At 72.0% G+C, this 24,409-nt stretch carries 22 protein-coding genes; 8 read left to right on the top strand and 14 right to left on the bottom strand.

The window, feature by feature from the left end; translation table 11 throughout:
- Nucleotides 1-146: 146 nt before the first annotated feature.
- Nucleotides 147-302, top strand: a complete 156-nt coding sequence (locus tag AB0M82_RS21660) for a hypothetical protein (protein ID WP_364724469.1) — start codon at nucleotides 147-149, stop codon at nucleotides 300-302.
- 1 nt (nucleotide 303) lies between these two features.
- Here AB0M82_RS21660 and AB0M82_RS21655 read toward each other — a convergent pair whose 3' ends face one another.
- From AB0M82_RS21655 to AB0M82_RS21645, 3 genes are all read right to left on the bottom strand, one after another.
- Nucleotides 304-1,815, bottom strand: a complete 1,512-nt coding sequence (locus AB0M82_RS21655) for a hypothetical protein (RefSeq protein WP_364724467.1) — start codon at nucleotides 1,813-1,815, stop codon at nucleotides 304-306.
- A 294-nt stretch (nucleotides 1,816-2,109) separates the two neighbouring features.
- Entirely contained in the window at nucleotides 2,110-3,450 is a 1,341-nt protein-coding gene (locus tag AB0M82_RS21650) for a hypothetical protein (protein WP_364724464.1), read from the bottom strand.
- Nucleotides 3,451-3,535: 85 nt separating this feature from the next.
- Complete coding sequence (locus AB0M82_RS21645) at nucleotides 3,536-4,459, bottom strand: nitrate- and nitrite sensing domain-containing protein (RefSeq protein WP_364724462.1); 924 nt, start codon at nucleotides 4,457-4,459, stop codon at nucleotides 3,536-3,538.
- Between the two features lie 134 nt (nucleotides 4,460-4,593).
- Between AB0M82_RS21645 and AB0M82_RS21640 the strand changes: the two genes are divergently transcribed.
- Nucleotides 4,594-4,917 (top strand): nucleotide pyrophosphohydrolase, encoded by a 324-nt coding sequence (locus AB0M82_RS21640; RefSeq protein WP_364724460.1) that lies wholly within the window; start codon nucleotides 4,594-4,596, stop codon nucleotides 4,915-4,917.
- On the opposite strand, the gene AB0M82_RS21635 is transcribed toward AB0M82_RS21640, so the two are convergent.
- Nucleotides 4,914-5,252 (bottom strand): DUF3024 domain-containing protein, encoded by a 339-nt coding sequence (locus AB0M82_RS21635; protein WP_364724458.1) that lies wholly within the window; start codon nucleotides 5,250-5,252, stop codon nucleotides 4,914-4,916. The two genes, AB0M82_RS21640 and AB0M82_RS21635, sit on opposite strands and share 4 nt — an antisense overlap.
- A gap of 146 nt (nucleotides 5,253-5,398) precedes the next feature.
- On the opposite strand from AB0M82_RS21635, the gene AB0M82_RS21630 reads away from it, so the two are divergent.
- A complete protein-coding gene (locus tag AB0M82_RS21630) occupies nucleotides 5,399-7,705 on the top strand; it encodes a helicase-associated domain-containing protein (RefSeq protein ID WP_364724455.1) in 2,307 nt (768 codons plus the stop codon).
- Here AB0M82_RS21630 and AB0M82_RS21625 read toward each other — a convergent pair.
- Together AB0M82_RS21625 and AB0M82_RS21620 are read right to left on the bottom strand one after the other, a co-directional pair.
- Nucleotides 7,675-8,160, bottom strand: a complete 486-nt coding sequence (locus tag AB0M82_RS21625; RefSeq protein ID WP_364724452.1) for a class F sortase — start codon at nucleotides 8,158-8,160, stop codon at nucleotides 7,675-7,677. The genes AB0M82_RS21630 and AB0M82_RS21625 overlap by 31 nt on opposite strands.
- Nucleotides 8,157-8,549, bottom strand: coding sequence for a calcium-binding protein (locus AB0M82_RS21620; protein ID WP_364724449.1), 393 nt, complete (start codon nucleotides 8,547-8,549; stop codon nucleotides 8,157-8,159). Before AB0M82_RS21620 ends, AB0M82_RS21625 begins: the two co-directional genes overlap by 4 nt.
- A 228-nt stretch (nucleotides 8,550-8,777) precedes the next feature.
- Between AB0M82_RS21620 and AB0M82_RS21615 the strand changes: the two genes are divergently transcribed.
- Nucleotides 8,778-9,404, top strand: coding sequence for a response regulator transcription factor (locus tag AB0M82_RS21615; protein WP_364724447.1), 627 nt, complete (start codon nucleotides 8,778-8,780; stop codon nucleotides 9,402-9,404).
- Nucleotides 9,405-9,771: 367 nt separating this feature from the next.
- Here AB0M82_RS21615 and AB0M82_RS21610 read toward each other — a convergent pair whose 3' ends face one another.
- The 5 genes from AB0M82_RS21610 to AB0M82_RS21590 all read right to left on the bottom strand — a co-directional run bounded on the left by AB0M82_RS21610 (nucleotide 9,772) and on the right by AB0M82_RS21590 (nucleotide 17,863).
- On the bottom strand, nucleotides 9,772-10,968 hold the full coding sequence (locus tag AB0M82_RS21610) for a GAF domain-containing protein (protein ID WP_364724445.1): 1,197 nt from the start codon (nucleotides 10,966-10,968) through the stop codon (nucleotides 9,772-9,774).
- An 89-nt stretch (nucleotides 10,969-11,057) separates the two neighbouring features.
- Nucleotides 11,058-14,225, bottom strand: coding sequence for a thiol reductant ABC exporter subunit CydD (cydD, locus tag AB0M82_RS21605; RefSeq protein ID WP_364724442.1), 3,168 nt, complete (start codon nucleotides 14,223-14,225; stop codon nucleotides 11,058-11,060).
- Nucleotides 14,222-15,229 (bottom strand): cytochrome d ubiquinol oxidase subunit II, encoded by a 1,008-nt coding sequence (cydB, locus tag AB0M82_RS21600; RefSeq protein WP_364724439.1) that lies wholly within the window; start codon nucleotides 15,227-15,229, stop codon nucleotides 14,222-14,224. The genes cydD and cydB overlap by 4 nt, the downstream gene beginning before the upstream one ends.
- Before the next feature lie 121 nt (nucleotides 15,230-15,350).
- Nucleotides 15,351-16,823: a cytochrome ubiquinol oxidase subunit I gene (locus AB0M82_RS21595; protein WP_364724437.1), complete on the bottom strand. Its 1,473-nt coding sequence runs from the start codon at nucleotides 16,821-16,823 to the stop codon at nucleotides 15,351-15,353.
- Between the two features lie 80 nt (nucleotides 16,824-16,903).
- The gene (locus AB0M82_RS21590) at nucleotides 16,904-17,863 is read right to left on the bottom strand and encodes a S41 family peptidase (RefSeq protein ID WP_364724434.1); all 960 of its coding nucleotides are present in this window, start codon (nucleotides 17,861-17,863) and stop codon (nucleotides 16,904-16,906) included.
- Between the two features lie 186 nt (nucleotides 17,864-18,049).
- Between AB0M82_RS21590 and AB0M82_RS21585 the strand changes: the two genes are divergently transcribed.
- Complete coding sequence (locus tag AB0M82_RS21585) at nucleotides 18,050-18,637, top strand: TMEM165/GDT1 family protein (protein WP_364724607.1); 588 nt, start codon at nucleotides 18,050-18,052, stop codon at nucleotides 18,635-18,637.
- Nucleotides 18,638-18,693: 56 nt separating this feature from the next.
- Nucleotides 18,694-19,341, top strand: coding sequence for a DUF998 domain-containing protein (locus tag AB0M82_RS21580; RefSeq protein WP_364724432.1), 648 nt, complete (start codon nucleotides 18,694-18,696; stop codon nucleotides 19,339-19,341).
- Here the strand turns inward: AB0M82_RS21580 and AB0M82_RS21575 are convergent.
- Entirely contained in the window at nucleotides 19,338-19,979 is a 642-nt protein-coding gene (locus AB0M82_RS21575; protein ID WP_364724430.1) for a helix-turn-helix domain-containing protein, read from the bottom strand. The genes AB0M82_RS21580 and AB0M82_RS21575 overlap by 4 nt on opposite strands.
- Nucleotides 19,976-20,830: a hypothetical protein gene (locus tag AB0M82_RS21570; protein ID WP_364724605.1), complete on the bottom strand. Its 855-nt coding sequence runs from the start codon at nucleotides 20,828-20,830 to the stop codon at nucleotides 19,976-19,978. The genes AB0M82_RS21575 and AB0M82_RS21570 overlap by 4 nt, the downstream gene beginning before the upstream one ends.
- Nucleotides 20,831-20,915: 85 nt before the next feature.
- Between AB0M82_RS21570 and AB0M82_RS21565 the strand changes: the two genes are divergently transcribed.
- The gene (locus AB0M82_RS21565; protein ID WP_364724427.1) at nucleotides 20,916-22,088 is read left to right on the top strand and encodes a homogentisate 1,2-dioxygenase domain-containing protein; all 1,173 of its coding nucleotides are present in this window, start codon (nucleotides 20,916-20,918) and stop codon (nucleotides 22,086-22,088) included.
- Between the two features lie 56 nt (nucleotides 22,089-22,144).
- Here the strand turns inward: AB0M82_RS21565 and AB0M82_RS21560 are convergent, their stop codons facing one another.
- The gene (locus tag AB0M82_RS21560) at nucleotides 22,145-22,513 is read right to left on the bottom strand and encodes a hypothetical protein (protein WP_364724425.1); all 369 of its coding nucleotides are present in this window, start codon (nucleotides 22,511-22,513) and stop codon (nucleotides 22,145-22,147) included.
- A gap of 265 nt (nucleotides 22,514-22,778) precedes the next feature.
- Here AB0M82_RS21560 and AB0M82_RS21555 point away from each other — a divergent pair, with 265 nt between their 5' ends.
- Nucleotides 22,779-24,290, top strand: coding sequence for an ATP-binding protein (locus AB0M82_RS21555; RefSeq protein WP_364724422.1), 1,512 nt, complete (start codon nucleotides 22,779-22,781; stop codon nucleotides 24,288-24,290).
- The last annotated feature ends 119 nt before the right edge of the window (nucleotides 24,291-24,409 follow it).

The following is a 24,409-nucleotide window of genomic DNA, read 5'->3' as shown; positions in this document are numbered from 1 at the left end:
CCTCGCCACTTTCCGCATCCGGCGACCGGCCGATCGGCCGATGCGCCGCAGTCAGCCGTAACCGGTTGGCCGATACCGGTACGCCGTTTGGAAAGCGACCCTGAAGGAGTCCGGAAAACGACTCTGAGCTGGGGAGGAGGCCCACGATGTTCTCGATCATCCTCACCTGGGCCGGCGCAGTGCTCGGTCTCGCCTTGCTGATCGCGATGGCCGCCGGGACGTTCGTCGTGGACTTCGACGACAGGCTGCAGGAGCGCCGTCGTAAGGCGAAGCCCGCCGAACCGACGGGCCCCATCCCCTGAGTCAGCCGAGCTCCGCCAGCGCCTCGAGGTAACCGTCAGCGTCGTATTCGAGCGTTTCCGAATCCAGCAGGCTGTTTTCCAGCGCGTCGATCAGCTGCTCGAAGATCTCGTCGCGGTCGAGCTCGGCTTCCTGCAGGCGCTGCACGGCGGCCCAGGCCTCGGCGGGCTCGTCGTCCCACAGCTGATCGACGATCGTCGCGCGCAGCACCAGCCGCTGCTCTTCCTCGTCCTCGTCGGCTTCGGCGATGACGAGCGCCCGGCGCTGCTCCGGATCGGTGGGGTCGAGGTCGACCTCCTCGTCCTCGATCTCCGTGGTCAGCGACGGCACGGCGAACATCCGGCGGTCCAGCGCGTCGGCCAGTTCGCTCGGCGACAGGTCGCCGAGCTCGCCGAAGTAGTGCTCCAGCGGCGAATCGTCCTCGTCGGTGTACTCGCCAAGGTATTCGGCGACGGCCTCCTCGAGCGCGGCGACGGCGGTCTCGGACAGCCCGGCCCGCTCCGCCGTCCACTGCACCCAGGCCAGCACCACCGGCTCCACAGCGTCCTCGTGGTCGGCGTCGAGCTCGTACTCCTCGCCCAGCAGGCCCTCGAGGAACCGGGCGACCTTCTCCGGGCCCACGCGCAGCGGGTTCGCCGGGTCGGTGCGCAGGCCGTGCTCCAGCAGCAGGGCGCCGATCGCGCGGGCGGCGCCGGCTTCCTCGCCGCTCGCCGCGACGAACTGCTCGACGACGGCGGCCCGCTCGTCGTCGGACCACGCGGCCACCTCCGGCACCAGCGCGGGCTCCGGCAGCGCGCGGCACCAAGTCAGCGCGACCGCGTGGAAGCGCGCGTAGTCCTCGCTGACGTCGGCCTCGTCGAGGTGGTCGGTCACCGCGAGGCCGTCCGAGATGAGGCGGTGCGCCTCGGCGGGCTCGACGGCCTCCAGCACGACCAGCTCCGGGTCGGCGTCGGCCTGCTGCCGCATCTCGGCGAGGACGTCGGCGGGGTGCTCGATGACGACGAGGTCCCGCACCCGGCCGCCCTCGGTGAAGTCGAGCAGGGCGAGCAGGCCGTGGACCTGGTCGTCGTGGGCGAAGACGCAGAGCAGGGACGACTCGTCGCCGTAGACGTCGCCGGTCCGCCAGCACTCGCCGGCGGTGACCAGGCCGAGGCCGGCGGCCCAGGCGGGCGCGGGGATGCCGCGGCCGAGGACGACCTGCAGGCCGTCGTCGGCGGCCTTGCGCTCGACGTCGGTCTCCGCGACGACCTTGAGCGCGGCCAGCAGCGCGGCCGCGCCGGGCGTGATCTTGCGCTGCGCGAAGGCGATCAGTTCCAGGCCGAGCGGCTCCTCGCCGTCCTCGACGGGCAGGTCGTGGAACTGGCCGAGCACCTCGGAGGCGAGCAGTTCGACGTCCACCGGCGCGGGGTCGGCGCCCAGCGCCGAGAAGTCGTTCAGGACATCCTTGAACAGGCCGGTCACGCTGTGGGTGACGGGCTGCGGGGCCTTCTTGCGGGCGCGACTGACCGGGCTCATGGGTTCATGCTTTCATGCGATCCGGGGGTCCGGGTGGCGGAGCCCCCGGCCCGGGGCAGGGTTCCGGCAAACCGCTTTCCGCCGCATCCGGACGGCCTCATCACTCGGCCCCCGGTTGTCACAGCCGGGAGAGCGGGTCACGGTGGCCTTGGCGCGGGTCCGCCGGATGCTCGACGGGGAGGCGCCGAGCCGGACGACGGAACAAGGCCACCGCGACATCGCTGGCCACAGCGGCTTCACCGCCTTGGCGCGGGCCCTCGATGTCCGATGCACGTGCACACCGGTTCACCTCGGTCAACGAGGGGTGCGCGGCGAGGTTACGGCTTTCGGGAGAGCGATGCGGGCGGCGCGGATTTCCGTGATCAGCCGGGTTTTCCGCCGGTGGGTTTCCACCAGCCCGGCGAGGTATGCGGTGAATTCGTCCGGGGTGTCCGAGCGTTTGTGCAGCGTGCGCAACAGCTTCAGCCGGCGCGCGGCCTCGCGGTAGGCCTGCGGGTCCTTGTGCTCGATGAGTTCTTCGACGTGTTCGCGAAAGACCGGGATGGTCTCGGCCGGGTGTTCCGCCGCCCGCTGCTCGGCCAGCTCGAGCTTGAGCCGCGGCGACGCCCCGAATCGCACACAGGCCCGCCAAGCCTCGTCGGGACGGCCTTCGTCGAGCAGCACGCGGGTCAGCTCGTCGGCCTGCTCGACGCCCTCGGCGGCCAGTTCACGCAGCCGGGCCAGCGCGGTCCGGCGCTGCGCCGTCCACTCCCCGGTGGTCGTCGCGGCCTCTCGCAGCGCGGCGTACGTCTCGTGGTCCGGCCGGGCGTCGAAGTCCTTGCGGCGGCGGGAAACCTCGTCGTCCTCGGGCGGCTTGAGCGGCGTCTGCGCGTGGCCGTTCTTGTCGTGGGTGAGCGCGCGGGCGGCGTGGGCGATGGCCTCGCTGTGCCGCCCGGCGGCCCGCAGCACCCGGACGATCTTGAGGCTGACGTCGCGGCTCGGCGGCTTGGCCGAGAGGATCGCCAGCAGCCCGTCGACGTCGCCGAGCACCTCGGCCAGCTGTTCCCGCAGCCGTTCGGCCACGTCGCGGCGGTGCCCCGGCCCGCTTGCCGCGAGCACGTCGTCCACAGTGGACTTGATCCGGCGCAGGCCGGGCTCGCCCAGCGGCCCCGCGAACCCGGCGAGGTCGATCACCGGACGGCCGGGGCCGTCGAACTCGACCTCGATGATCCAGTCGGCCAGCTTCTCCGGGTCCGGTGGCCGGGCGGCGCACGCGCGGGCGTACAGCTCCACGGCCCGGTCCAGCCGGTCGGCGAGGTCGCCGGCGTGGTCGCCGGACTGTTCCAGCACCGCGCTGATGTCGTCGACCGTGCGGCGGGCCAGCGGGGCCAGGTCGGCGCGGCTGCCGGCGTCGAGCATCCGCCGCAGCGTGTCGAGGACCGCACCGACCTTCGCGGTGTACTCGCCGTTCCCGTCGGTCACCGCGGTGTCGAGCAGCCGGTGCGCCTCGCTGACGTCACCGGATTGGGTGGCGGCACGCAGTTCGAGCGAATGACGCAACTCAGGGTCACGCTCGGCGTGGCCGTGCAGCAGGTCCACCAGCGTCTCCGCGTCCAAAGTGCGCAGGTAGGGGCGAAGATCCGAGGGAGGACTCACGCGCACCAGTGTGCCTGAGCCCGACGGAGGCGCGTGTGGGCCGACCGCGTGCTCTTTTCGGAGTAATCCGTGACGGGTGAAGGGCTCATCGGCGTCGCAGGTCGTCGAGCACGGCGTTCAGCGGCCAGGGTTCCGGCATGCGCGGCCGTCGTGACCGTGCGTGCCGGGGTAGCGGGATCGCCGCCGCCCGGAAAGTCGGCACCATGATCGGGACGACCGGCACCGGCACCCGCGCCACCAGCCGCCGCACGACGACCAGCAGGAGCGCGGCGAACAGCACCAGCGCCGTCCCCGCGGCGAGCGCGCCGCCCAGGGTGCGGCGGCCGTCGTCGAGCGTGAGCTGCACGGCGTACTGGCTCTGCTGGGAGTACAGCAGGCCGAGCTGTTCGGAGACGGTGTAGGCGGCGCTGCGCCAGGTGGAGTCGGGGATGGGCAACGGTTCGGCGGCGGCGAACGCGTCCTCGGCGGCGGCCAGCCTGCTCCAGTCGGCGCTGCGGGTGAGCGACTCGTACGCCGTCCGGCCACTCTCGGTGAGCTGGGGGGCGAGCCGGGCCAGTTCGGCCCGGTAGGCGGCCACGGCGGAGGCGAACGGCCGCCGCGTCACGGTGTCGATCCCCGCCAGTGCGAGGGAATCGGAGCGGTACATGCCTTCGGCTACGGAAAGCAGCTCGACGGCGGTCGTCTGCTGATAGGCGGATTCGGCGTCGGGCGCGCGGCGCGCGTAGTCGCGCAGGCCGGCGATGGCGGCGTCGATCCGCTGGGTGAAATTCGCGTACGCGGTGGTCCGCCGGTCGGGCACGGCCATCGCCTCGCTCCGCTGGGCCTGCAGGGCGACCACGGAGCGAGCCGTCCGGTCCGCGGCGGCCGCCGTCTCCATCGCGCCGTCCCGCGTCAGAACCGCTTGGTGGACCAGGAAAGTGGCGATCACCAAGGCCACGAGGACGAGCGCGGCGCCGGGGATGAACGCGATGCTCAGCATGCGGCCGCGGACGGATCGCAGGTACTTCAAGACGTTCCTTTCCCAGCCTTGGACCCCGCTCTCATCCCGACGAAACTCAACCTATTGAGTGAGAGATTCACCGGTCAACGCCAATCCGCCATACGGCCGATAGCGCATCGTGACTGTCGAGGACAATCGCCACCGTGACCTTCGAAGACGTGACCCAGCGCCTCCGCGGCTTCGCGGCGGCTCGCGCGTGGGAGCCGTACCACACCCCGAAGAACCTCGTGATGGCGTTGTCCGGTGAGGTCGGCGAGCTGACCTCGCTGTTCCAGTGGCTGACGCCGGAGGAGTCCGACGCGTGGCGCGAGGACCCGGAGCTGGCGGCGAAGGTGCTGGACGAGATCGCGGACGTCACGCTGTACCTGCTCCAGCTGGCGGACCGCCTCGGCGTCGACCTGCCCGCCGCGGCGCACGCGAAGATCGACCGGAACGAGGTGCGGTTCCCGCCGCCGTCGCCGAGCTAGCCCCAGAACACCCCGTTGGGGTTGCGGTCGATCTCGGCCAGCAACGCCGGCGGCGTGCTCGCGACCGGCGCGTCCGGGTAGGTCAGCCACCGCCCGTTCCGGTCGGCCCAGCGCACCGACCAGATGCCGAACTCGTCGAGGCGCAGCTGCGCGATCTTCTGCTCGGTCCAGTCGGGGCCGGCCTCCGGCGACCACGGCGCACGGCGCTCGACGATGGTGACCACGCGACCGCGCGTGCGGCACTCGACCCGGATCTGGTCCTTGAGCCGCTCGGGGACGCGCTGCGCGCACCACCGTTCGATCTGCCGCAACGCCAGTTCCGGAATGCCCGCCATGGCACCAGTGAACCCGACCGGCTCAGCCCGGCCGCACCGGGGCGGTGGGCTTCCGATCACCGCGGTGCGGGCTCGGTGATCCCCCCGCCGATGCGCTTCGACGCCGACGACGGCGTGGCCTGCGAGCGGTGATCTAACCTGGGCCGATGACCACCGCCGACGAACTGCTCGGCAGGCTCGCGAGCCTCGACCGGGAACGCCTGGCGAAGGTGCTCACCCATCGCCCGGACGTGCTCCAGGAGCCGTGGCCGCGCAGGCTCGACGTCGTCGCGGCGCGGCTGGGGTCGCCCGAGTCCGTGAACGAAGCCCTGCTCGGGTTGTCGTTGCCGCAGGCGCAGGTCGTGATCGCCGTCCAGCTGTGTCACGCGTTGGGGCTGCGGCCGGTGCCCGTCGCCGAGGCCGCCCGGCTGCTCGGCACGGAACCGGCGACCGTCGAGTCCTTTGTGGACGAACTGGCCGAGCGCGCCCTGCTGTGGCGCGATCCCGACGGCGTCACGCTGCCGGAACTGCTGCGGAAGGACAGCTTCCGCGCCGAAGGCCTCGGCCGGCCGGTCGCGAACCTGCTCGGGGAACTCGGCACGACCCGGCTCACGCAGCTGTCGAAAGCCCTTGGCCTGCCCGACGCCGGCCGGCGGCCGGCACTCCTGCTCGGCCTCGTGCGCTTCTTCCGCGACGGCGACCGCGTGCGCGAGCTCTTCGCCACCGCGCCCGAGGAAACGCGGAAGGTGCTGCGGGACATGGCGGACGGCGTTCCCGAGGTCGAGGGGATGATGCCGTTCCACACCCCGGAGGGCTGGGCCTTCGACCACGGCTTCCTGTTCGGGACCTACTACGGCAGCGCCGCCATGCCGATCGAGGTGTCGCTGGCGCTGCGCGGCCCGGACCACCAGCTGTCGTTCACGCCCGAAGAACCCGAGTTGCCCGTCACGCACACCGGGGCCGAGCCGGCCGAGGCCGCGTCGTCGGCCGCCGCGCTGCGGCTGCTCGACCGCGTGTCGGCCATCCTCGACCTGGCCGCCGCCGAGCCGTTCCCGCTGCTCAAGGACGGCACCATCGGGGCACGGCTGGTCAAGAAGGTCGCCAAGGAGACCGGGGGCGCGCCGGCGGAGATCGAGCTGGCCATCGACCTCGCGGCACAGGCGGGCCTGCTGCTGGCCGACGAGCCGCCCGCGCCGCGGCGCGGGCAGAAGGCGCCGCCGCCCACGCTCGCGCCGGATCCGGACCTCGCCCGGCCCGCTCCCGCGCTGCTGTACCGCCTGCTGGTGACGACTTGGTGGGACCCGGCGCCGCCGGAGTACGAGACCGACGTCGCCACGCTGGTGCGGCGGCTGGTCGTGCGGCTGCTGGCGCGGCTCGAACCCGGCGACGCCGTCACCGATGCCGACGCACTGACCCGGCTCGCCGGGTGGCACGCGGCGATGCTGTCTGCCGACAACTTCGCGGAGCACGTCCAAGCCGCGCTCGACGAGGGCGAACTGCTCGGCGTGGTCGCGCACGGCGCGGTGACCGCGGCCGGGCGCGCCCTGCTCGCACCGGAAAGGCTCGTCGAAGTCACCGACGAGCTGGTGTCCCGCGCGCGGACGACGGCGTTGTTCGGCACCGACCTGACCGCGATCGTGCCCGGCTCGCCCGACGCGCGGCTCGCCGCGCTGCTGGACCGCGTCGCCGACCGGGAGGCCCAGGGCACCGCGACCAGCTGGCGGTTCTCCCCGGCGACCGTCCGGCGGGCGTTCGACCAGGGCGCGTCGGCTGCCGAGCTGCTCGGCGACCTGGGCGCGATCGCCGCGGGCGAGCTGCCGCAACCGCTGGTGTACCTGGTCAACGACGTCGCGCGGCGGCACGGCGAAGCGCGGGTGATCGACATCGCGAGCGTCGTCGTAGGCGAACCCGCGATGCTCGCGGAACTCGCCGCGCACCGGAGGCTGGCCAAACTCGGCCTGCGCGCGGTGGCGCCCACCGTGTTGACGTCCACAGTGGACGCGTCAGGCACGCTCGAAGCGTTGCGCGAAGCCGGTTACGCGCCGACTCGCCACGCCGCGGACGGCAGCATCGTGCTGCCCACGCGCGAACAGGCCGAGCCGACAGTCGTCGTCCGCGATCCCGAACCCGGCGAACGGCCGCCCGATCCCGTCGACCACGCCGAGCGGCTGCTGGCGGCCCCGGCGAGCGGTCCGGCCCTGCTGCGCGGGCAGCTCGCGCGGGCGATGAGCGACCGCTACGCGGGCCGGCTCACGACGAAGCAGCAACAGCTCTGCTGGCAGCTCGAAGCCGGGATCCCGGTGGACGTCGTGTACCGCGCCGACGGCGCCGAGCCCACCCGGCTCGTGATCGCGTACCCCGAGCTCGACGGCGACGTCCTGGACGTCTGGTCGCTCGGCGACCGCGCCTACCGCCGGCTGGAGCTGGCCCGGATCGACCTGGCTCAGGCCTCGACGGCGGTGAGCCGCGCGTAGGCCACGACGTTGTCGAGGTAGTTGCCGAGGTAGTTGCCGCTCGACCGGTCGAACGCCCCGCCGCAGGTGATGATCCGCAGTTCCGGCTCTGCCGTGTCGCCGTGCGCCACGAGCACCGCCGGCCCGGCCTCGCCGGGCGACGGCGCGCCGGTGAACCAGCCGACCGTCGTGGCGTCGCCCGGGACCTCCAGCTCACCCCGGTCGGCGAGCCCGAGGTCGGTGATCCTGTCCGCCCGGACGCCGATCGCCGGGATGGTCAGGGACGCCGGTTTCGCCGCCGGGAGACGACCGGCGGTCTCAGCCGCGGTGGTCGTGGCGCTCGTGGCGGCCGGGCTCGGCGGTGCGATCTGCTCCGGCGCCTTCCGGGTGAAGACGAGAAGGAGAGCCACGGCCACGACGACGCCGAGCGCGGCGGCGACCGCCGTGACCGCCGGCCACAGGCGTGGGTGCCTCAATTCGGGCGCCGGCGCAGGTAGAGCACCATGCCGCCGGACGCCGCCGCGGCGACCAGCGAGCCGCTGAACACCAGGAACCCGGGCGCCTCGTCGTCCGGCTCACCGCCGCCGGTGGCCACGCCGCCGACCGGCTTCACCTTCACCTGGCCGCCCGTGGCGGGCCGGGATTCGCAGGCGATGCCGTCCTTGGGCGCGCCGTCGAGACCGTTGGGGTCGGACGGGTCCTGGTCGTAAACGGCCTGGGCGTCTTCCTGGTACTTGAAGTCCTCGCAGTCCAGATCGCCGGCCAGTGGCGTCGCGAGCTGCGCGGAAGCGATCGGGACAGGGCCGAGGAGAGCGAGCCCGGCCACGGCGACGGCCGTGGTCAGGGCACGACGAAAGAAGGACAACGGAGGTCCTTTCCGAGGAGATTCGGAGCGATTGCGTGGTTACTGTCGCGGCCGCCGTGGCACCGTTACGGAATATTCGGGGATTTCGGAAACGCCGGGCGCGCAAAGAGTCGCAATGCGAGTGTTACAGCTTTTGCCGTCACACCTTCGAGGAAATTGATCGGCGATCTCGGTGGGCCGGCGCCGACCGGCCGCCGCGGGCGGCGGCATACCCCGTAACCTCGGAGTATGCCGATCCAGGTACTGCTCGTCGACGACCACGAGGTGGTCCGCCGCGGGCTCCGCGACCTCCTCGGCGACGAGCCCGACATCGAGGTCGTCGCCGAGGCGAGCAGCGTCGAAGAGGCGCTGGCGGTGGCGATGCACGTCGAGCCGGAGGTCGCGGTGGTCGACGTCCGCCTCGGCGACGGCGACGGCGTCACCCTCTGCCGCGAGCTGCGGTCCAAGCCGAACCCGCCCGCGTGCCTGATGCTCACGGCGTTCGACGACGAAGAGGCCATGGTCGGCGCGATCATGGCCGGCGCCGCCGGCTACCTGCTGAAGCAGGTGCGGGGGCAGGACGTGGTGAACGCGGTCCGCGAGGTCGCGGCCGGCCGGTCGCTGCTGGACCCGGTGAGCACCGCGCGGGTGCTGGACAAGATGCGGCACCCGCCGACGGACGAGCTGGCGACGCTCACCGAGCGCGAACGGGACGTCCTCGAGCTGATCGGCCAGGGTCTGTCGAACCGCGAAATCGCCGAGCGGCTGTTCCTCGCCGAGAAGACGGTCAAGAACTACGTCACTTCCGTGCTGGCGAAGCTCGGCATGCAGCGGCGGACGCAGGCGGCCGCTTGGATCGTGCGCCGCGAGAAATAACACCCGAGCGACCGGCCTGTTCGCAAGCCGCCGTTCGTTGCGTTCTTTTCCTGTCCTCGTCACGGAACGCCATATCGATCAGCGGTTCCGCGGAGCGAGATTCACTCGAACGTGAGTCGAATATATGTTCGACGTGCCGGTACGATCATGCCGAGGGCCAGGAAGGGAGGCTGGATGACCCGAGAAGGTTAGGTCGCGCAGCAGTACCAATCCGACCGAAAGTAGGCGGACACGGTTCGCAGCCGATCTGCTCGAGGCGACGGTTTCCGCCGTGACTGCCGTCGGATTGGTACCGACGGCACAGTATCGATCAGGCGGCACAGTATCGATCAGGCGGCACGGTATCGGTCAGACGGCACAGTATCGGTCAGTCGAGTGGAAGGTCGAACGCGACGAGTGTGCCGAGACTGGGTGAGGAGTTCAGGAAGAACTTCCCGCCCGCGGCCTCCGCGCGTTCGGCGAGATGACGCAGGCCACGGGTGGCGACGCCTTGGGGAACGCCGGAACCGTTGTCCCGGACGCGGAGTTTCACGCCGCCGGAGTCCCTGGTCAGTGTCACGCGGGTTTCGCTGGCTCCGGAGTGCCTGACCACATTGGACAGTGCTTCGCGCAGGGCGGCCCGGATGTGGTCGGCGCGTTCCGCGGGGATGTCGGCGAATTCGCCGGACAGCTCCAGGGTCGGCGGGTACCCGAGCAGTTCGCCGGCGATACGAACCTCGCCGCGCGCCGACTCGGCGAGGTCGGTGGGCGTGCCGGTGTCGTGGCGAGGCTCCGGTGACCTCAGCGCGCGCACAGTGCCGCGGATCTCCTCGATGGTCTGGTCGAGCTGGTCGATCGCGTCGGACAGGCGAGCGCCGTCGGCCTGGGCGAACCGCTTGCGCATGTTGCGCCGGACCCGGTCCAGCTGCATGCCGGCGCCGTAGAGCCGCTGGACGATGACGTCGTGGAGCTCGCGGGCGATGCGCTCCCGCTCTTCGTACAGCGCGACGCGGTGACGCGCATTGGCGCCTTCGGCAAGCGCGAGCACGACCCCGGCCTGCGCGGCAAAGGCGACGAGCATCTCGACGGTCCCCGCGGAGAACGGCTCGCGGCCCCGCTTCCGGTAGACGGTCAGCGCCCCCAGCACCCGCCCCCCGGACCCGAACGGCGCGGCCGCGAACGGCCCGTAGCCCTGGAGTTCGGCGGGCACGTACGGCGCGGTCCGCGGATCAACGGTGAAGTCCTCGCTGGCAACGGGTTCCCCACCCCGGGCCACCCGCCCGGCCGCGGAGTCTTCGGGAAGAGCGAGCCCTCGCAACGACTCCCCCGTACGGACCACGTCGGTGGCTGGCTCTCCGCCGTGCGAGGCGTAATCGGCCGGGTGGGCCGTGGCGTAGTGCGCGGCCTCGACCACCACGCGACCGTCGTCGGCGCTCACCATGGCCAGTCCGAGGTCGGCGTCGGCCAGCTCGGCCGCCCTGGCGACGACCGTGTCCAGCACCGCTCCCGGGTCGTCGCCGGACAGGGCGGTGCTCGTGATCTCGGTGGCGGCGGACAGCGCCCGCGCGGCAAGCGTCGGATCCATGAGTTCCGTCATTATCGCGCGGCGCGGTGGCGGCGCGGCAAGGACACCGCGGGAATCGACAGGGCGGGGAACGACAGCGCGGGAATCAATCATGGCACCGGCACCCGCGCGACGACCCGGCCGTCGCGGACTTCCAGGACCACGTCGGCTCCGTCGGCCTCGTCGGCGCGGTGGGTCACGTGCACCACCGTGCGGCCGGCCAGCGCTTCACGCAGGTGCGCGCGCACGGCCTGGGCCGTCGGCTCGTCGAGGTGCGCGGTGGGCTCGTCGAGCAGCACCAGTCCCGCCGACGGCGCTCCGAGCAACGCCCGCGCCAGCGCGACACGCTGTGCCTGCCCGCCGGACAGTCCGCTGCCGCCGCTGCCGAGCATCGTCTCCGGCGAGACGTCGGCGAGCGCGGCCTGCCGCAACGCCTCGCGCAGCTCGTCGCCGGTCGCGGCCGGGCGGGCGAGCCGGAGGTTCTCGGCGACCGTCGTCGCGGCGAGCATCGGTTCCTGCGGTGCCCACGCGATCCCCTCCGGGACCGTGACCGCACCGCTCCGGGGAGCGAGAAACCCCAGCAGCGCGGCGACGAGCGTCGACTTGCCGGCACCACTCGGCCCGACGACAGCCGCGTACGTGCCCGGTGCGAGAGAAACGTCGACATCGCGCAGCACGACCGGCCCGCCGGGCCAGCCCAGGTCCGCTCCCCGCAGCTCGACCGTGGTTCCCGGCACCTGCGCGTGCGGCTCCTCCGGGGCGTCCGCCAGGCGACGCCGAGCGCGCCGCAGCGTGTCCCAGTGCTGCGCCACCGGCGGCAGCAGCGCGAGCACCTCCGCCAGCGCGAGCGGCACCAACGCCACCAGCGGCGCCAGGACCGGGTCGAGCCGGCCGTCGGCCACCGCCGTCGCGGCCAGTGCCGTGCTGACGACCGCGGCCGCTCCGCAGACCAGTGTGACCAGCGCTTCCGCCGCGCCGACGCCGAAAGCCTGGCGACGCGCCTGCGTCACCAGGCGGGTGTCGGCGTCCGTGAGGGCGCGGCGATGGTCCCGGTCCGTGCCGAAGGCGAGCAGTTCGGCCGCCGCTTCGAACAGCACGAGGACTCGCGCGGCCACTGCGCGGCGGCCGTCCGCCAGCGCCGACGTCGCCCGGCGTTCGGCGCGCAGGGCGACCCATGGCGCGCACAGCCCGAGCGCCACCGCTGCCGCGAGCGTCAGCCCGGCCGCGGGCAGGACCCACGTCTGCACGGCGATCGCCCCGGCCGCGACCAGCGCGACCACCGCCGGCGGCGACACCACGCGGGGCAGCAGGTCGCGCACGGTGTCGACGTCGGCGACCAGCCGGCGTTGCCCCTCGCCCGCGCGCAGCCCCCGCGCGGGCCCGAGCCGGACCAGCGAGTTCCACAGCCGGACGCGGAGCCGGCCGGCGATGCGGAACGCGGCGTCGTGCGTGACCAGCCGCTCGACGTACCGAAGCCCGGCGCGGCCGAGCCCGAACGCGCGGACGCCGACCACCGCGACCGTCAGGGTGAGGATCGGCGGCTGCTGCGACGCCTTGGCGATGAGCCAGCCCGACGTCGCGGTCAACGCGACCCCGGCCAGCAGCGCGACCGCGCCCAGCGCGGCACCGCCGAAGAGCCGTCCGTCGAGGAGCGCTCGCCAGCACAGTGGTGGGCGCGAAGCGTCCACTATGGACAATTCGGACGCCGCGATGTCGTCCGGCGGAAGGTCGACGGCGGCCGTGCGCTCGTGGGCCGCGATGATCGCCGCGGCACCGTCGTCGACGGCGCGCCGCACCGCGTCGAGGACCAGGCGCGCGCCGGCCTCGTCGAGGTGCGCCGTCGGCTCGTCGAGCAGCAGCAGCCATGCGCCGTCCCGTACCCGCAGCAACGCCCTGGCGACGGCGACGCGCTGACGTTGCCCCAGCGACAGCTGCGCCACCGGGCGGTCCGCGAGCCCGCCCAACCCGAGTTCGGCGAGCACCGCGTCAGGATCGGAGCCCAGCTCTTCGCGAACCGTGCCGCCGGTGAACACGGGCGATTGCGGGACCCACGCGACCTGCTCGCGCCAGCGCGCCAGGTCGGCGTCGGCGAGGTTCGCCGGGCCGACCGTGATGGCGCCGTCGTGTGCCGGGACGAAGCCGAGCAACGCCGAGAGCGTCGTCGACTTCCCGCCCCCGCTCGGGGCGCGGAGCCAAACCGTCTCGCCCGGGCGAACCGTGAACGTCTCGCCGTCCGGGGCGAACCCGCCGCGTCGCGCGATGCGCAGCGAGGACACGCGCAGCTCGCCTCGCGAAGGGACCGCGTTGCCGCCGGCGGGCGCGGGCGTGGCCAGCAGATCGGCGACGCGCCGGACCGCTTCGACGCCGTCCTCGCTCGCGTGGAACGCGGCGCCGACCGCGCGCAGCGGCTGGTAGCACTCGGGCGCGAGGATCAGCACGCCGAGCCCGATGGCGAGCGGCAGGTGACCACCGACGAGCCGGACGCCGATCACCACCGCGACCAGCGCCACCGACAGCGTCGCGATCAGTTCGAGCACGAACGCCGACGAAAACGCGACCTTCAACGTCTTGAGCGTCGCGCGGCGGTGGCGTTCGGACAGCAGGCGGACGGTCTCGGCCTGCGCGGTGGCGCGCCGGAACGCGGTCAGCACCGGCAGCACGCGCACGAGTTCCAGGAGCCGCTCGGACATCCGGTGGGTCGCGTCGGTCGCGCCGGCGACGCGCCCGGCGGTGAACTTGCCGACCAGGATGGCGAACACCGGGAGCAGCGGCACGGTCAGCGCGACGATGACGCCGGACGGCCAGTCGGCGAACAGGATCGCCGCGCCGGCGCCGAGCGGCACCACCGCCGCCGTCACGAGCGCGGGCAGATACTCGCGGAAGTAGGCGTCGAGCGCGTCGAGGCCGCGGGTGGTGAGCGCGGTCAGCTCGCCGTGGCCGCGGCGGGCGATCCACTCGGGACCGAGGCGCAGCGCGTGGTCGACGGCCTTGGCGCGCAGCTCGCGTTGCGCTGTCGCGGCGGCGCGGACGGAGACCGTGCGCACCGCCCAGCCGGTGCTCGCGCGCGTCGCGACGAGCGCGAGCAGGGCGGCCAGCTGGGCGGTGCGTCCCCCGGAACCTGCTCCGACGATCGCCGCGAGGACGTCCGCGAGCAGGAATGCCTGTGCGACCAGCGCGGCGGCGTTGAGGAAGGAGAGGAAACCGACCACGGCCAGCGCTCGGCGCACAGCCGGCACGAGGGCCGGCTGTGCGCCGAGCGGGCTTTTTCCCTTCGTCATGGCGCGTGGACCGCCGGGATGTGCTGGGTGCCGATGCGCCTGCGGAACACCCAGTACGTCCAGCCCTGGTAGATCAGCACGGCGGGGGCGCCGAAGACGGCGACCCAGGTCATCACGGTCAGCGTGTACGGGCTTGACGCGGCACCGGCGATGGTCAGGGTGTCGGCGGTGTCGAGCGTCGACGGCAGCACGTTCGGGAAGAGCGTGCCGAACATCGTGACCGCGGCGCCGGCGATGACGACGCCGAGTGCGGCGAACGCCTGCCCGTCGCGGTCGGCGCGCAGCCGCAGCCAGGCGGCGACCGCGGCGACGACGCTGATCCCGAACGCGAGCAACGTCCACAGCGTGCCCCCGCGCCACTGCACGACCGCCAGGAACGCCACCATCGGCCCCGTCGCGAACGGCAGCAGCCGGACAGCCAGGGTGCGAGCGCGTTCTCGCAGGTCACCGCTGGTTTTGAGGGCGAGGAACGCGGCGCCGTGGGTCAGGGAGAACGCGACGATCGCGAGCGCGCCGAGCAGGGTGTCCCAGCGGACGGCGGCGAACGCGGACCCGACGCGGTTGCCGTCGGCGTCGAGGGGCAGGCCGAGGACGGTGGTCGCGAGGATGAGGCCGACGCCCAGCGGCGGGATCCACGAGCCGATCATGATCACGCGGTCCCAATTGCGCCGCCAGCGCTCGGAGTCGACCTTGCCGCGGTACTCGAAGGCGACGCCGCGGCCGATGAGGGCGAGCAGCACGAGCAGGAGCGGCAGGTAGGCGGCGGAGAACAGGCTGGCGTACCAGCCGGGGAAGGCGGCGAACATGGCCCCGCCGGCGACGATGAGCCACACCTCGTTGCCGTCCCAGACGGGACCGATGGTGTTGACCATGACGCGGCGCTCGGTGTTGTCGCGCGCGAGCACCGGCAGCAGCATGCCGACGCCGAAGTCGAAGCCTTCGAGGAAGAGGTAGCCGAGCCAGAAGAAGGCGATGACGCAGAACCAGACCGTCGCGAGGGTCATCGGGTCGCTCCTCGGTAGCGGCGAGTTATCCACAGGGGGTGGAGTTGTCCACAGCCCCACTGTGGGTAACTCGCGTGAGTGAAAACGCCGGCACACTGAGTGCAGTTCACAGCTCGGCTCCTCAGTACGCGAAGGCGAGCGCATCCTCGCCCGGCTTGTCCGAGTCCGGCTTTTCCGGGGGCATCACCGCGTCGACGCCACCGCGGACGTACTTGCGCATCAGGTACAGCTCCACCACGCCGAGGGCGGCATACACCGTGGTCAGGGCGATCAGGGACGTCCAGACCTCGCCCGTCGTCAGACGGGAGACCGCCTGGGCCGTGAACATCCACACGCCGTCGACGCCCGTGGGATTGGGCACGACCACGAACGGCTGACGCCCCATCTCGGTGAAGATCCAGCCCGCGCTGTTGCCCAGGAACGGCGTGGCGATGCCGCCGAGGACCAGCCACGGGAACCAGCGGGCACGCGGGAGGCGGCCGCGGCGGGTGAGCCAGAGCGCCAGCACCCCGATGCCCGCCGAAACCGCGCCGAAGCCGATCATCATGCGGAAGCCCCAGTACGTCACCGGGAGGTTCGGCACGTAGTCGATCGGCTTGCCGGCCAGCGAACCCAGCGCGGGGTCGTCCGGGTAGTTCGTGCCGTACTTCGCCTGGTACTCCCCGACCAGGTCCTCGACCCCCTTGACCTCGGTCGAGAAGTCGTTGTGCGCCAGGAACGACAGCAGCGCCGGAACGTTGAACGTCTTGACGTCCTCACAGTTCGACCCCGCGACGTCGCCGATCGCGATGATCGAGAAGCTCGCGGGCTTTTCCGTGTGGCACAACGCTTCCGCCGACGCCATCTTCATCGGCTGCTGCTCGAACATCAGCTTGCCCTGCGTGTCACCGGTGATCGAGAGCACCGCGAACGCGGCCACGCCGACCCAGCCGCCGAGGCGCAGCGAGGACCGCCAGACGTCCTCGTGGTCGCCGCGCCGCCAGAGGTGCCAGCCCGCGACCCCCACCAGGAACGCCGCCGCCACCGAGAACGCGCCGGCCAGCGTGTGCGGGATCGCGGCCAGCGCCGTGTTGTTCGTCAGCACCGCCCAGATCGAGTTCATGGTCGGCCTGCCGTTCTCGAACGTCACGCCCACCGGGTGCTGCATCCACGAGTTCGCCGCCAGGATGAAGTACGCCGAAGCCATCGTGGCCAGCGAAAACGCCCACGCGCACGCCAGGTGCACCTGCTTGGGCAGCCGGTCCCACCCGAAGATCCACAGCCCGAGGAACGTGGACTCGACGAAGAACGCGACGAGCCCCTCCATCGCGAGCGGCGCGCCGAAGACGTCACCGACGAAGCGCGAGTACGCGCTCCAGTTCATCCCGAACTGGAACTCCTGCACGATCCCGGTCACCACGCCCATGGCGAAGTTGACCAGCAGCAGCTTGCCCCAGAACTTCGTCATTTTCAGGTGCCGCGGCTCCCCGGTGCGGACCCACCGGGTCTGCATCGCCGCGACCAGGATCGACAGCCCGATGGTCAGCGGGACCATCAGGAAGTGGTAGACGGTCGTGATGCCGAACTGCCACCGCGCGAGCTCTAGGACCTCCACGTGGTCCAGCGTGCTCCGGCCGCCGGGGCGCGACCAGTTCAAGTGGTCCCGTTCCGCCCGGGACCAACGTCCCGGGCGCCCTACCGCCGGGTGAGCGCCAGCCGCGCCTCGTCGGCCACCGCACGCCGCGGGCCCGTGTCGCCGAGTTCGAGCACGTGCGCCAGGGCCAGCGCGTACGCGGTGTCGAACGCCTGGTCCGCCGCGACCGGGAGATCGGGGCGGACGCCGGTGCCTTCCCAGTTCTCCCCGGTCTCCGGGTGGAACGAGCGCGCGATCGACACGGTCACGTCGAGGTAGGTGTCCACTTTGTACTGCTCACGCGGATGGGCGCCGCCGCGGGTCGCCTCCCCCACCGTCTTGGCCCGGCCCTGCTGCTGGAGCGAGAACGCGAGGTCCTCGCCGCCGGAGAACGTCCGCGGACCGGTCAGCACCCAGACCGGCTTGGTGCCGCCGAACCGCAGGCCCGGCACGTACGGCAGGGTCCACATCTGGGTCGTGCGGTGGCCCTCGCGCTCGTAGATGTCGAGGTAGTGGGTCTGCTCGTCGACCAGGTAGGTCTGGAGCAACGCGCTCGTCCCCGGGCTGCCGCCGCGGTTGCGGCGCACGTCCAGCAGCAGCGCGTCCGTGGGCGCGAGCAGCGTCATCGCGGCCGAGATCGCGGGTCCGGCCAGCTCCGGCGGGTAGAGCATGGTCGTGTCGAGGTAGCCGACGTTGCCGGCCAGCCGCCGGACCTCCGCGATGCCGAACCCTTCCAGCTCCGCCTCGAGCCGGTACCCCTCGGAGTTCATGGCCGCGTCGCCGTCGTCGGCCACCGGGTCGACGTGGTGGCGGAGGCGCAGGTGCTTGTCCCCGTTCACCGACTGCAGATCGGCAGTGACGGCCGTCGCGAATTCGGCGTCGCCGAGGCGTGCGTACGCGCCGTCGCCCAGGCGCTGGCGAAGCACCTCCGCCAGCTTCGCCGCGACGTCGGGGAACACGTAGTGAGCTTCCAACCGGCGGATGACCTCGTCGACCTGCGCAGCGCGCGCTTCAGACCCCATGACGGTCAACCTACCCCAGGACACAAACGAAAATTCGGCACACCGAAAAAATATGTGCGCCTGCCCTTGACGACAAATTCATGGCCGCCGATCGGGCAATTTCGCGGGAGCGATCAGCTTGCGGCGTTCCGTTTCTCCCCTTTATCGTTGCAGTGAAAGGGGCGACAAATACTCATGACTGCCGCGATGGTGGCGCTGATCAGCGCGTTCGGCCTGGTCCTCGCCGTGGAGCTGCCGGACAAGACGCTCGTCGCGACCCTGGTGCTGACCACCCGTTTCCGCGGCTGGCCGGTTTTCGCCGGGGTCTGCGTCGCGTTCGCCGCGCAATGCGTCATCGCGGTCGCTTTCGGTAGCGTGTTGACGCTGTTACCGGATGTTGTCCTTTCGCTGGTCGTCGCCGCGATGTTCGGTCTCGGCGCTTTCATGCTCCTTCGCGAGGGATTCAGCGAAGCGGACGAAGCAGGCGAAGACGCTTCCCGCACCGGTCCCTCGCCGCTGTCCTTCACGCGCTCCGCGATGACGTCGTTCGGCGTGCTCTTCGCCGCCGAGTGGGGCGACGCCTCCCAGCTGGCGACGGCGAGTCTCACCGCCCGGATCGGCAACCCCGTCGCCGTCGGCGTCGGGGCGTTCAGCGCGCTCGTCGTGGTCGCCGGGCTCGCCGTGTTCATCGGCGCCAAGCTCCGCAGCCGGATCAAGCCGAAGCTGATCCAGCGCTGCGCCGGGTTCGGGTTCGCCGGCTTCGCGGCCTTCGCGCTGCTCCAGCTGGCCTTCTGACCGCTCCTTCACAGGTTCGCCCGGTAACCTTTCGGAAACGAAAGGGGGAGCACCAGGTGAACAAGCCCTCGACCGCGGTCTCGCCGCTGCACGGCCGGATCGCACTCGGCGGCATCGGCCTCGCCGTGGCCATCTCGATCGGCCTGCACCTGCGGCTCTCCGGCCAGGTCAGCCCGATCTGGCAGACGCTGTCGGAGTACGTCTACGGCAAGCTCGGCACGTCGTCGGCCGCTCCCCTGTTCAGCGTGATGTGCCTGGCCCTGTCGCTCGGCTCGGTCGCGCTGCTCGCCGGGATCGCCAAGGCCCACCGCCCGGGCACCACCGCCGTCTGCGTGTTGCTCGGCGTCTGGTCGGCCGGGCTGCTGGTGTGCGGGCTCGTGCCGGTCGACCCCGACGGGCAGGCGCGTTCGCTCTCCGGACAGGTCCACAACCTCGCCGCGCTCACGGCGTTCGTCGCGCTGCCCGCCGCCGCCTTCGTGCTGACCAGGAAGGGCCGCGAGCGCTGCCCGTGGGAGCCACGGCGCACGACGATCCGACGCCTGGCCACCGCGAGCTTGGCCAGCGTCGGCGTGGTACTCGGGGGGTTCGTCCTCACGCTCGTGCTCGGCCCGGCTCAGCAGGACGTCACGCTGGGCCTGTTCGAGCGCCTGCTGTTCACCGTCGACGTCGCGCTGCTGCTGACGATGGTCCGGCCGCTGCGTTAAGCGTCCGTTCGCAGGATGCCGGCCAGCCGGGCGGCGGCCGCGACGACCTGCGGCCCGACTTCAGCGGCCTTGAGCGGCTCCAGCGAGATGACCCCGACGCTCGCTCGCAGTCCGGGCACCCCGCGGACCGGCGCCGCGACGCCGGACGCGCCCGCCTCGAGCTCCCCGGTCGACGTCACCCAGCCGGTGCCGCCGGGGCGCAGCGTCATCGCCTTGCCGGCCGCGCCGGCGGTCAGCGGATGGCGGCTCCCCACGCGGTAGGCGACGTGGAAACTCGTCCACGACGGCTCGACAACGGCCACCGCAAGCGCTTGCGGCCCCTGCGCGACCGACAGGTGCGCGGTCGCGCCCACCTTCTCGGCCAGCTCGCGCAGCACCGGGCCGGCGGCGTCCCGCAGTTGCGGCAGCACCTGCCCGGCCAGCCGGAGCAGGCCGACGCCGAGCCGGACCTTGGTGCCGTCGCGCCAGACCAGCCCGCGCTCCGACAGCGGCACGAGCAGCCGGTAGACCGCCGCGCGGCTGGCCCCGATGGCCACGGCCAGCTCGGAGATGGTCGCCGCGTCGCCACCGGCGTCGGCCACCGCCTGCAGCAGCGCCAACCCCCGGTCGAGCGTCAGCGAGCCCTCCCGGCTGGTCACAGCAAGCCGAGTTCGCCCATGTCGGCGACGGGCTCGTCGAACGACGCCGCCGCGTAGGACGCGAAGAGCGCCCGGACGGCCTTCGCCGCCGGCTCGGACAGCGCGCGGGCCTCGTCGGCCAGCGCCTGGCCGTCCGTCGACTCCAGCGCCGCCCGGACGTCGCCGCCGGAGAGGCTGCGCGCGGAGGCCACGAGCAGGTTCAGGAAGCCGTGGTGCACGAAGCCGGTGCCGGGGTCGGCGTGCCGGACCGCGCGGTGCAGGCTGTTCGTCGCCTTGAACGACGCCCCGGCCGACCCGCTCACCACGGCGAGGAAGTCCGCGACCTCGTCGACGCTGGGGAAGTTTTCGCCCGCCTTGCCACCGCAGCGGATCTTCGGCCAGCTGCCGTGCTCGATGACCTTCCGCACGCCGTCCAGCCAGCCGACGCCGCGCCGCGGCTCGACCACCCGGATGACGTCCTCGGGGACGAACTCCGAGACGCGCTCCAGCCAGACCTCGTCGACGTCCGACGGCGCGGGCATCTCGACCATCCGCAGCGCGAGCAGCTCGCTGCGCGACTCGACGATCGAGATCGCCTTCGGGACGCCGCCGAGGCCGGTGTCGATGATCAGCGACAGGGGCAGCGGCTGCTTCGGCTTGATCTTGATCAACTCGGTGATCAGCTCCGGCAGCCGGGACGCCTGGCAGAGAAAAACCCCCAGTACACCGGCGTGTTCGGACTCCCGGCTCGCGAAGTGCGCGCGGAGCGCTTCGGGCATGGCCGCATCGCCCGGAGGGAACAGCGCCGAGTCGTCGACGAGCCTCGCGAACAGGGGAGGAATTCCACGGGGGCCGGGGGGCGTGAGTTCCACAGCGCTTGACACGACTGACACGCTAGTAGCGTACGACATCAGGACAAAATCGTTCGCACAACGGACACGTCAGAAGGGGACGTCGATGCCTTACTACCGGCGAGTAGGCGAGATCCCGCACAAGCGGCACACCGCGTTCCGGAAGCCGGACGGCGGGCTCTACGCCGAGGAGCTGATGGGCGTCGAGGGCTTCTCCGCGGACTCCGCGCTGCTCTACCACCGCGGCCTGCCGACGGCGATCGTCGACGCCGTCGCCGTCGACGAGGACCGCGGGTCACTGACCCCGAACCACCCGCTCAAGCCGCGGGCGTACCGGACCCAGGACCTCAAGTTCGGCGGCGAGGCCGACGCGGTGACCGACCGGCGCCGGCTGTTCGGCAACAACGACGTCACCATCGGGTTCGTCACCGCGACCGCGCCCAGCCCGCTCTACCGCAACGCGGCCGGCGACGAGCTGTTCTACGTCCAGGGCGGCTCCGCGACCGTCGAGACGATCTACGGCAGCCTCGAGATCGGCGACGGCGACTACCTCGTGCTCCCGACGTCGTGCACCTACCGCGTCCTCCCCCACGGCGAGGTCGGCCTCTTCATCCTGGAGGCGCGCGGGCACATCGGGCCGCCGAAGCGGTACCTGTCGGCGAAGGGCCAGTTCCTGGAGCACTCGCCGTACTGCGAGCGCGACGTCCGCGGGCCGTCCGAGCCGCTGCTGGAAGACGGCGAAGACGTCGAGGTCCTCGTGCGGCACCGCGCGGGCCTGACGCGCTACACGTACGCGACGCACCCCTTCGACGTCGTCGGCTGGGACGGCTGCCTCTACCCGTGGGCGTTCAACATCGACGACTTCGAGCCCATCACCGGCCGCGTGCACCAGCCGCCACCCGTGCACCAGACGTTCGAGGGCCCGAACTTCGTCGTCTGCTCCTTCTGCCCGCGGAAGGTCGACTACCACGAGGACTCGATCCCTGTGCCGTACAACCACGCGAACGTCGACTCCGACGAGCTGATGTTCTACGTGCGCGGCAACTACGAGGCTCGCAAGGGCTCCGGGATCGGGATCGGCTCGCTTTCGCTGCACCCGTCCGGCTTCACGCACGGGCCGCAGCCGGGCGCGGCGGAGGCGTCGATCGGCGCGGAGTTCTTCGACGAGACCGCGGTCATGGTCGACACGTTCGCGCCGCTGGACCTCGGCGAGGCCGCCGACGCGTCCGAAGACCCCGGTTACGCGTGGACGTGGTCGGGCCGCGGCCCGTCGAGCTGACGAAAACGGGCCCTTCCCCGCGTTCGCGAGGAAGGGCCCGTCCGCGGGATCACCGGTCAGGCGTTGTAGTAGCCGTAGCCGGTGAGCGACCCGTTGCCGTAGCAGTTGCCGGCGAAGATCCAGTAGCCCGGCCCCTGCGACGGCCCGTACTTGACGCTGCCGTCGGAGCACCGGGTCACGGCCCCGCTCCGGCCGTAGTCGACCCGCACGTTGGCCGACCAGTCGTCACCGTCGACGTGCGTGGTCTGCCAGCTCGAGACGTGGTTCGAGGTCGCCTCGCCCGGGCCGTCGGACACCCAGTGGATGGTCGCCCCCTTCGGCGCGTCGGCGGCCGAGGCCGTACCGGCTCCCGCCAGCCCCATCGCGACCAGTGCGCCCGCGCCGAGCACCGCGGCGCCGGCCCGCTTCATCGTGTCGATCTTCATGAACCCCTCCAGTGTTGTGCTGCGCTGATCACTTTCCGGTCTAGTGCGTTGGGGTTGTTCTGTCCCGCTCGGTGGACAGCGAACGACAAACTCCGAACAATGGAATGCACTAGGGGGTGGCGTAATGCCGCGTGGGGAGCGTCCGATTGATACGGACGATGAAGTTTTGTCACAGTTCGCCGGGGATTTGCGACGACTGCGGGAGAAGGCGGGAAGCCCGCCTTATCGGGAATTGGGAAAACGGGCGCATTACTCGGCGGGAACATTGTCCGACGCCGCGAGCGGCCGGAAACTGCCGACGCTCGCGGTCACCTTGGCCTATGTCCGCGCCTGCGACGGGCCGGTCACCGAATGGGACCGGAAGTGGCACGACGTGGCGGCCGAACTGGCCCGGCGACGCCTGGCCGCGCCTGCCGCCGCCGAACCGCCGTACCTGGGCCTCGCGCCCTTCGGCCCGGGGGATGCCGGGCGGTTCTTCGGCCGCGAAGACGTCGTCGACCTGCTGCTGGACCGGCTGGCCACCGAGCACCTGCTGGTCGTCGCGGGGCCGTCGGGCAGCGGGAAGACTTCCTTGCTGCGGGCGGGCCTGGAGCGCTCCGGCCGGCCCGTGGTGTTCCTGCAGCCAGGGCGGGAGCCGCTGGCGGAGTGCGCGGCACGGCTCGCCCCGTTGACCGGGATCCCGGCGGCCCGGTTGCGCGCGGAGTTCGCGGCCGACCCCGGCCGGCTGCACCTGCGGGTCCGGCAGGCGCTGACGACCGGCAGCACCGAACTGCTGCTGGTCGTCGATCAGTTCGAGAACGTCCTGACCGGCGAGGACGACGGCTTCCTGGCCGCGGTCGCGGGGGCGGCCAGAGCGCCGGTGCGCGTGGTCCTGGGCCTGCGCGCCGAGTTCACGGACGTCGCCGCGCGACACCCTGCGCTGTCCGGGGCGCTGCGTGACGGGCTGATCCCGCTGGGCCCGTTGACAGCCGGGCAAGTGCGCGCCGCGCTCGTGCGGCCGGCCGCGGACGTCGGCCGCGTTCTGGAGAACGCGCTGGTCGCGACACTGATGGCCGAGGTGACGCGGCAGCCTGGCGCCCTGCCGTTCGCCACGGAAGCGCTGCGCCGGACCTGGCGGACCGGCAGCCTGACGCTCGCCGGCTACGACGCCACCGGGGGCATCACCGCCGCCGTGGTCAGCCAGGCCGAAGCGGTCTACGGGCGGCTTTCCGCGGTCGAGCGGGCCGCGACCAGGGACCTGTTCCTGCGCCTGGTCACCTTCGGGGAGAGCACCGCGGACACCCGGCGGCTCGTTCCCCACGACGAGCCGGCCACCCCGAGCGTGGTGGCGCACTTCGTCGGCGCGCGGCTGGTCACGGCCGACCGGGCGGGGCTGGAACTGGCGCACGACGCGCTGATCGACGGCTGGCCGCGGCTGCGCGCCTGGCTGGCCGCCGACCGCGACGCCCTGCGCGTCCACCGACGGCTCACCGAAGCCACGCGGCTGTGGGAAGCGGCGGATCGCGAGCCGGCTGCCCTGTACCGGGGCGGCCGGCTCGACGAGGCGCTGACCTGGGCACGACAGCTCGACGCCCGGCCGAACGCGAAGGAACGGCGGTTCCTCGATGCCGCCGCGCGGCACCGCGACGCGGAAGAAACCACCCACCGCAGGCGACGCCGGCTTTCCGCGGCGGCCGCCGTTTCCGCATTGCTCGCCGCCGCGTCGACGGCGACGGCGGCGGTTCTGCGGCACCGCCGCTGCGGACGACCGAGGATTTCGACCGGCATGAAGTTGTGAATGCGAAACAAATAGCGTGACGGCCTTTTTGCCGCCACGCGGCTCCGGCACGCGGATTTTCCGGGCAACGGTTCGGCAACGCACCCCCGGCCACCCGGTCCTCACCGGATAATGACCAC

Origin of the sequence: Amycolatopsis sp. NPDC051128, assembly GCF_040682715.1 — a bacterium.
GTDB lineage: Bacteria > Actinomycetota > Actinomycetes > Mycobacteriales > Pseudonocardiaceae > Amycolatopsis.
Note: the sequence above shows the minus strand (reverse complement) of the source record. Positions and strands in the feature narration are given on the sequence as shown.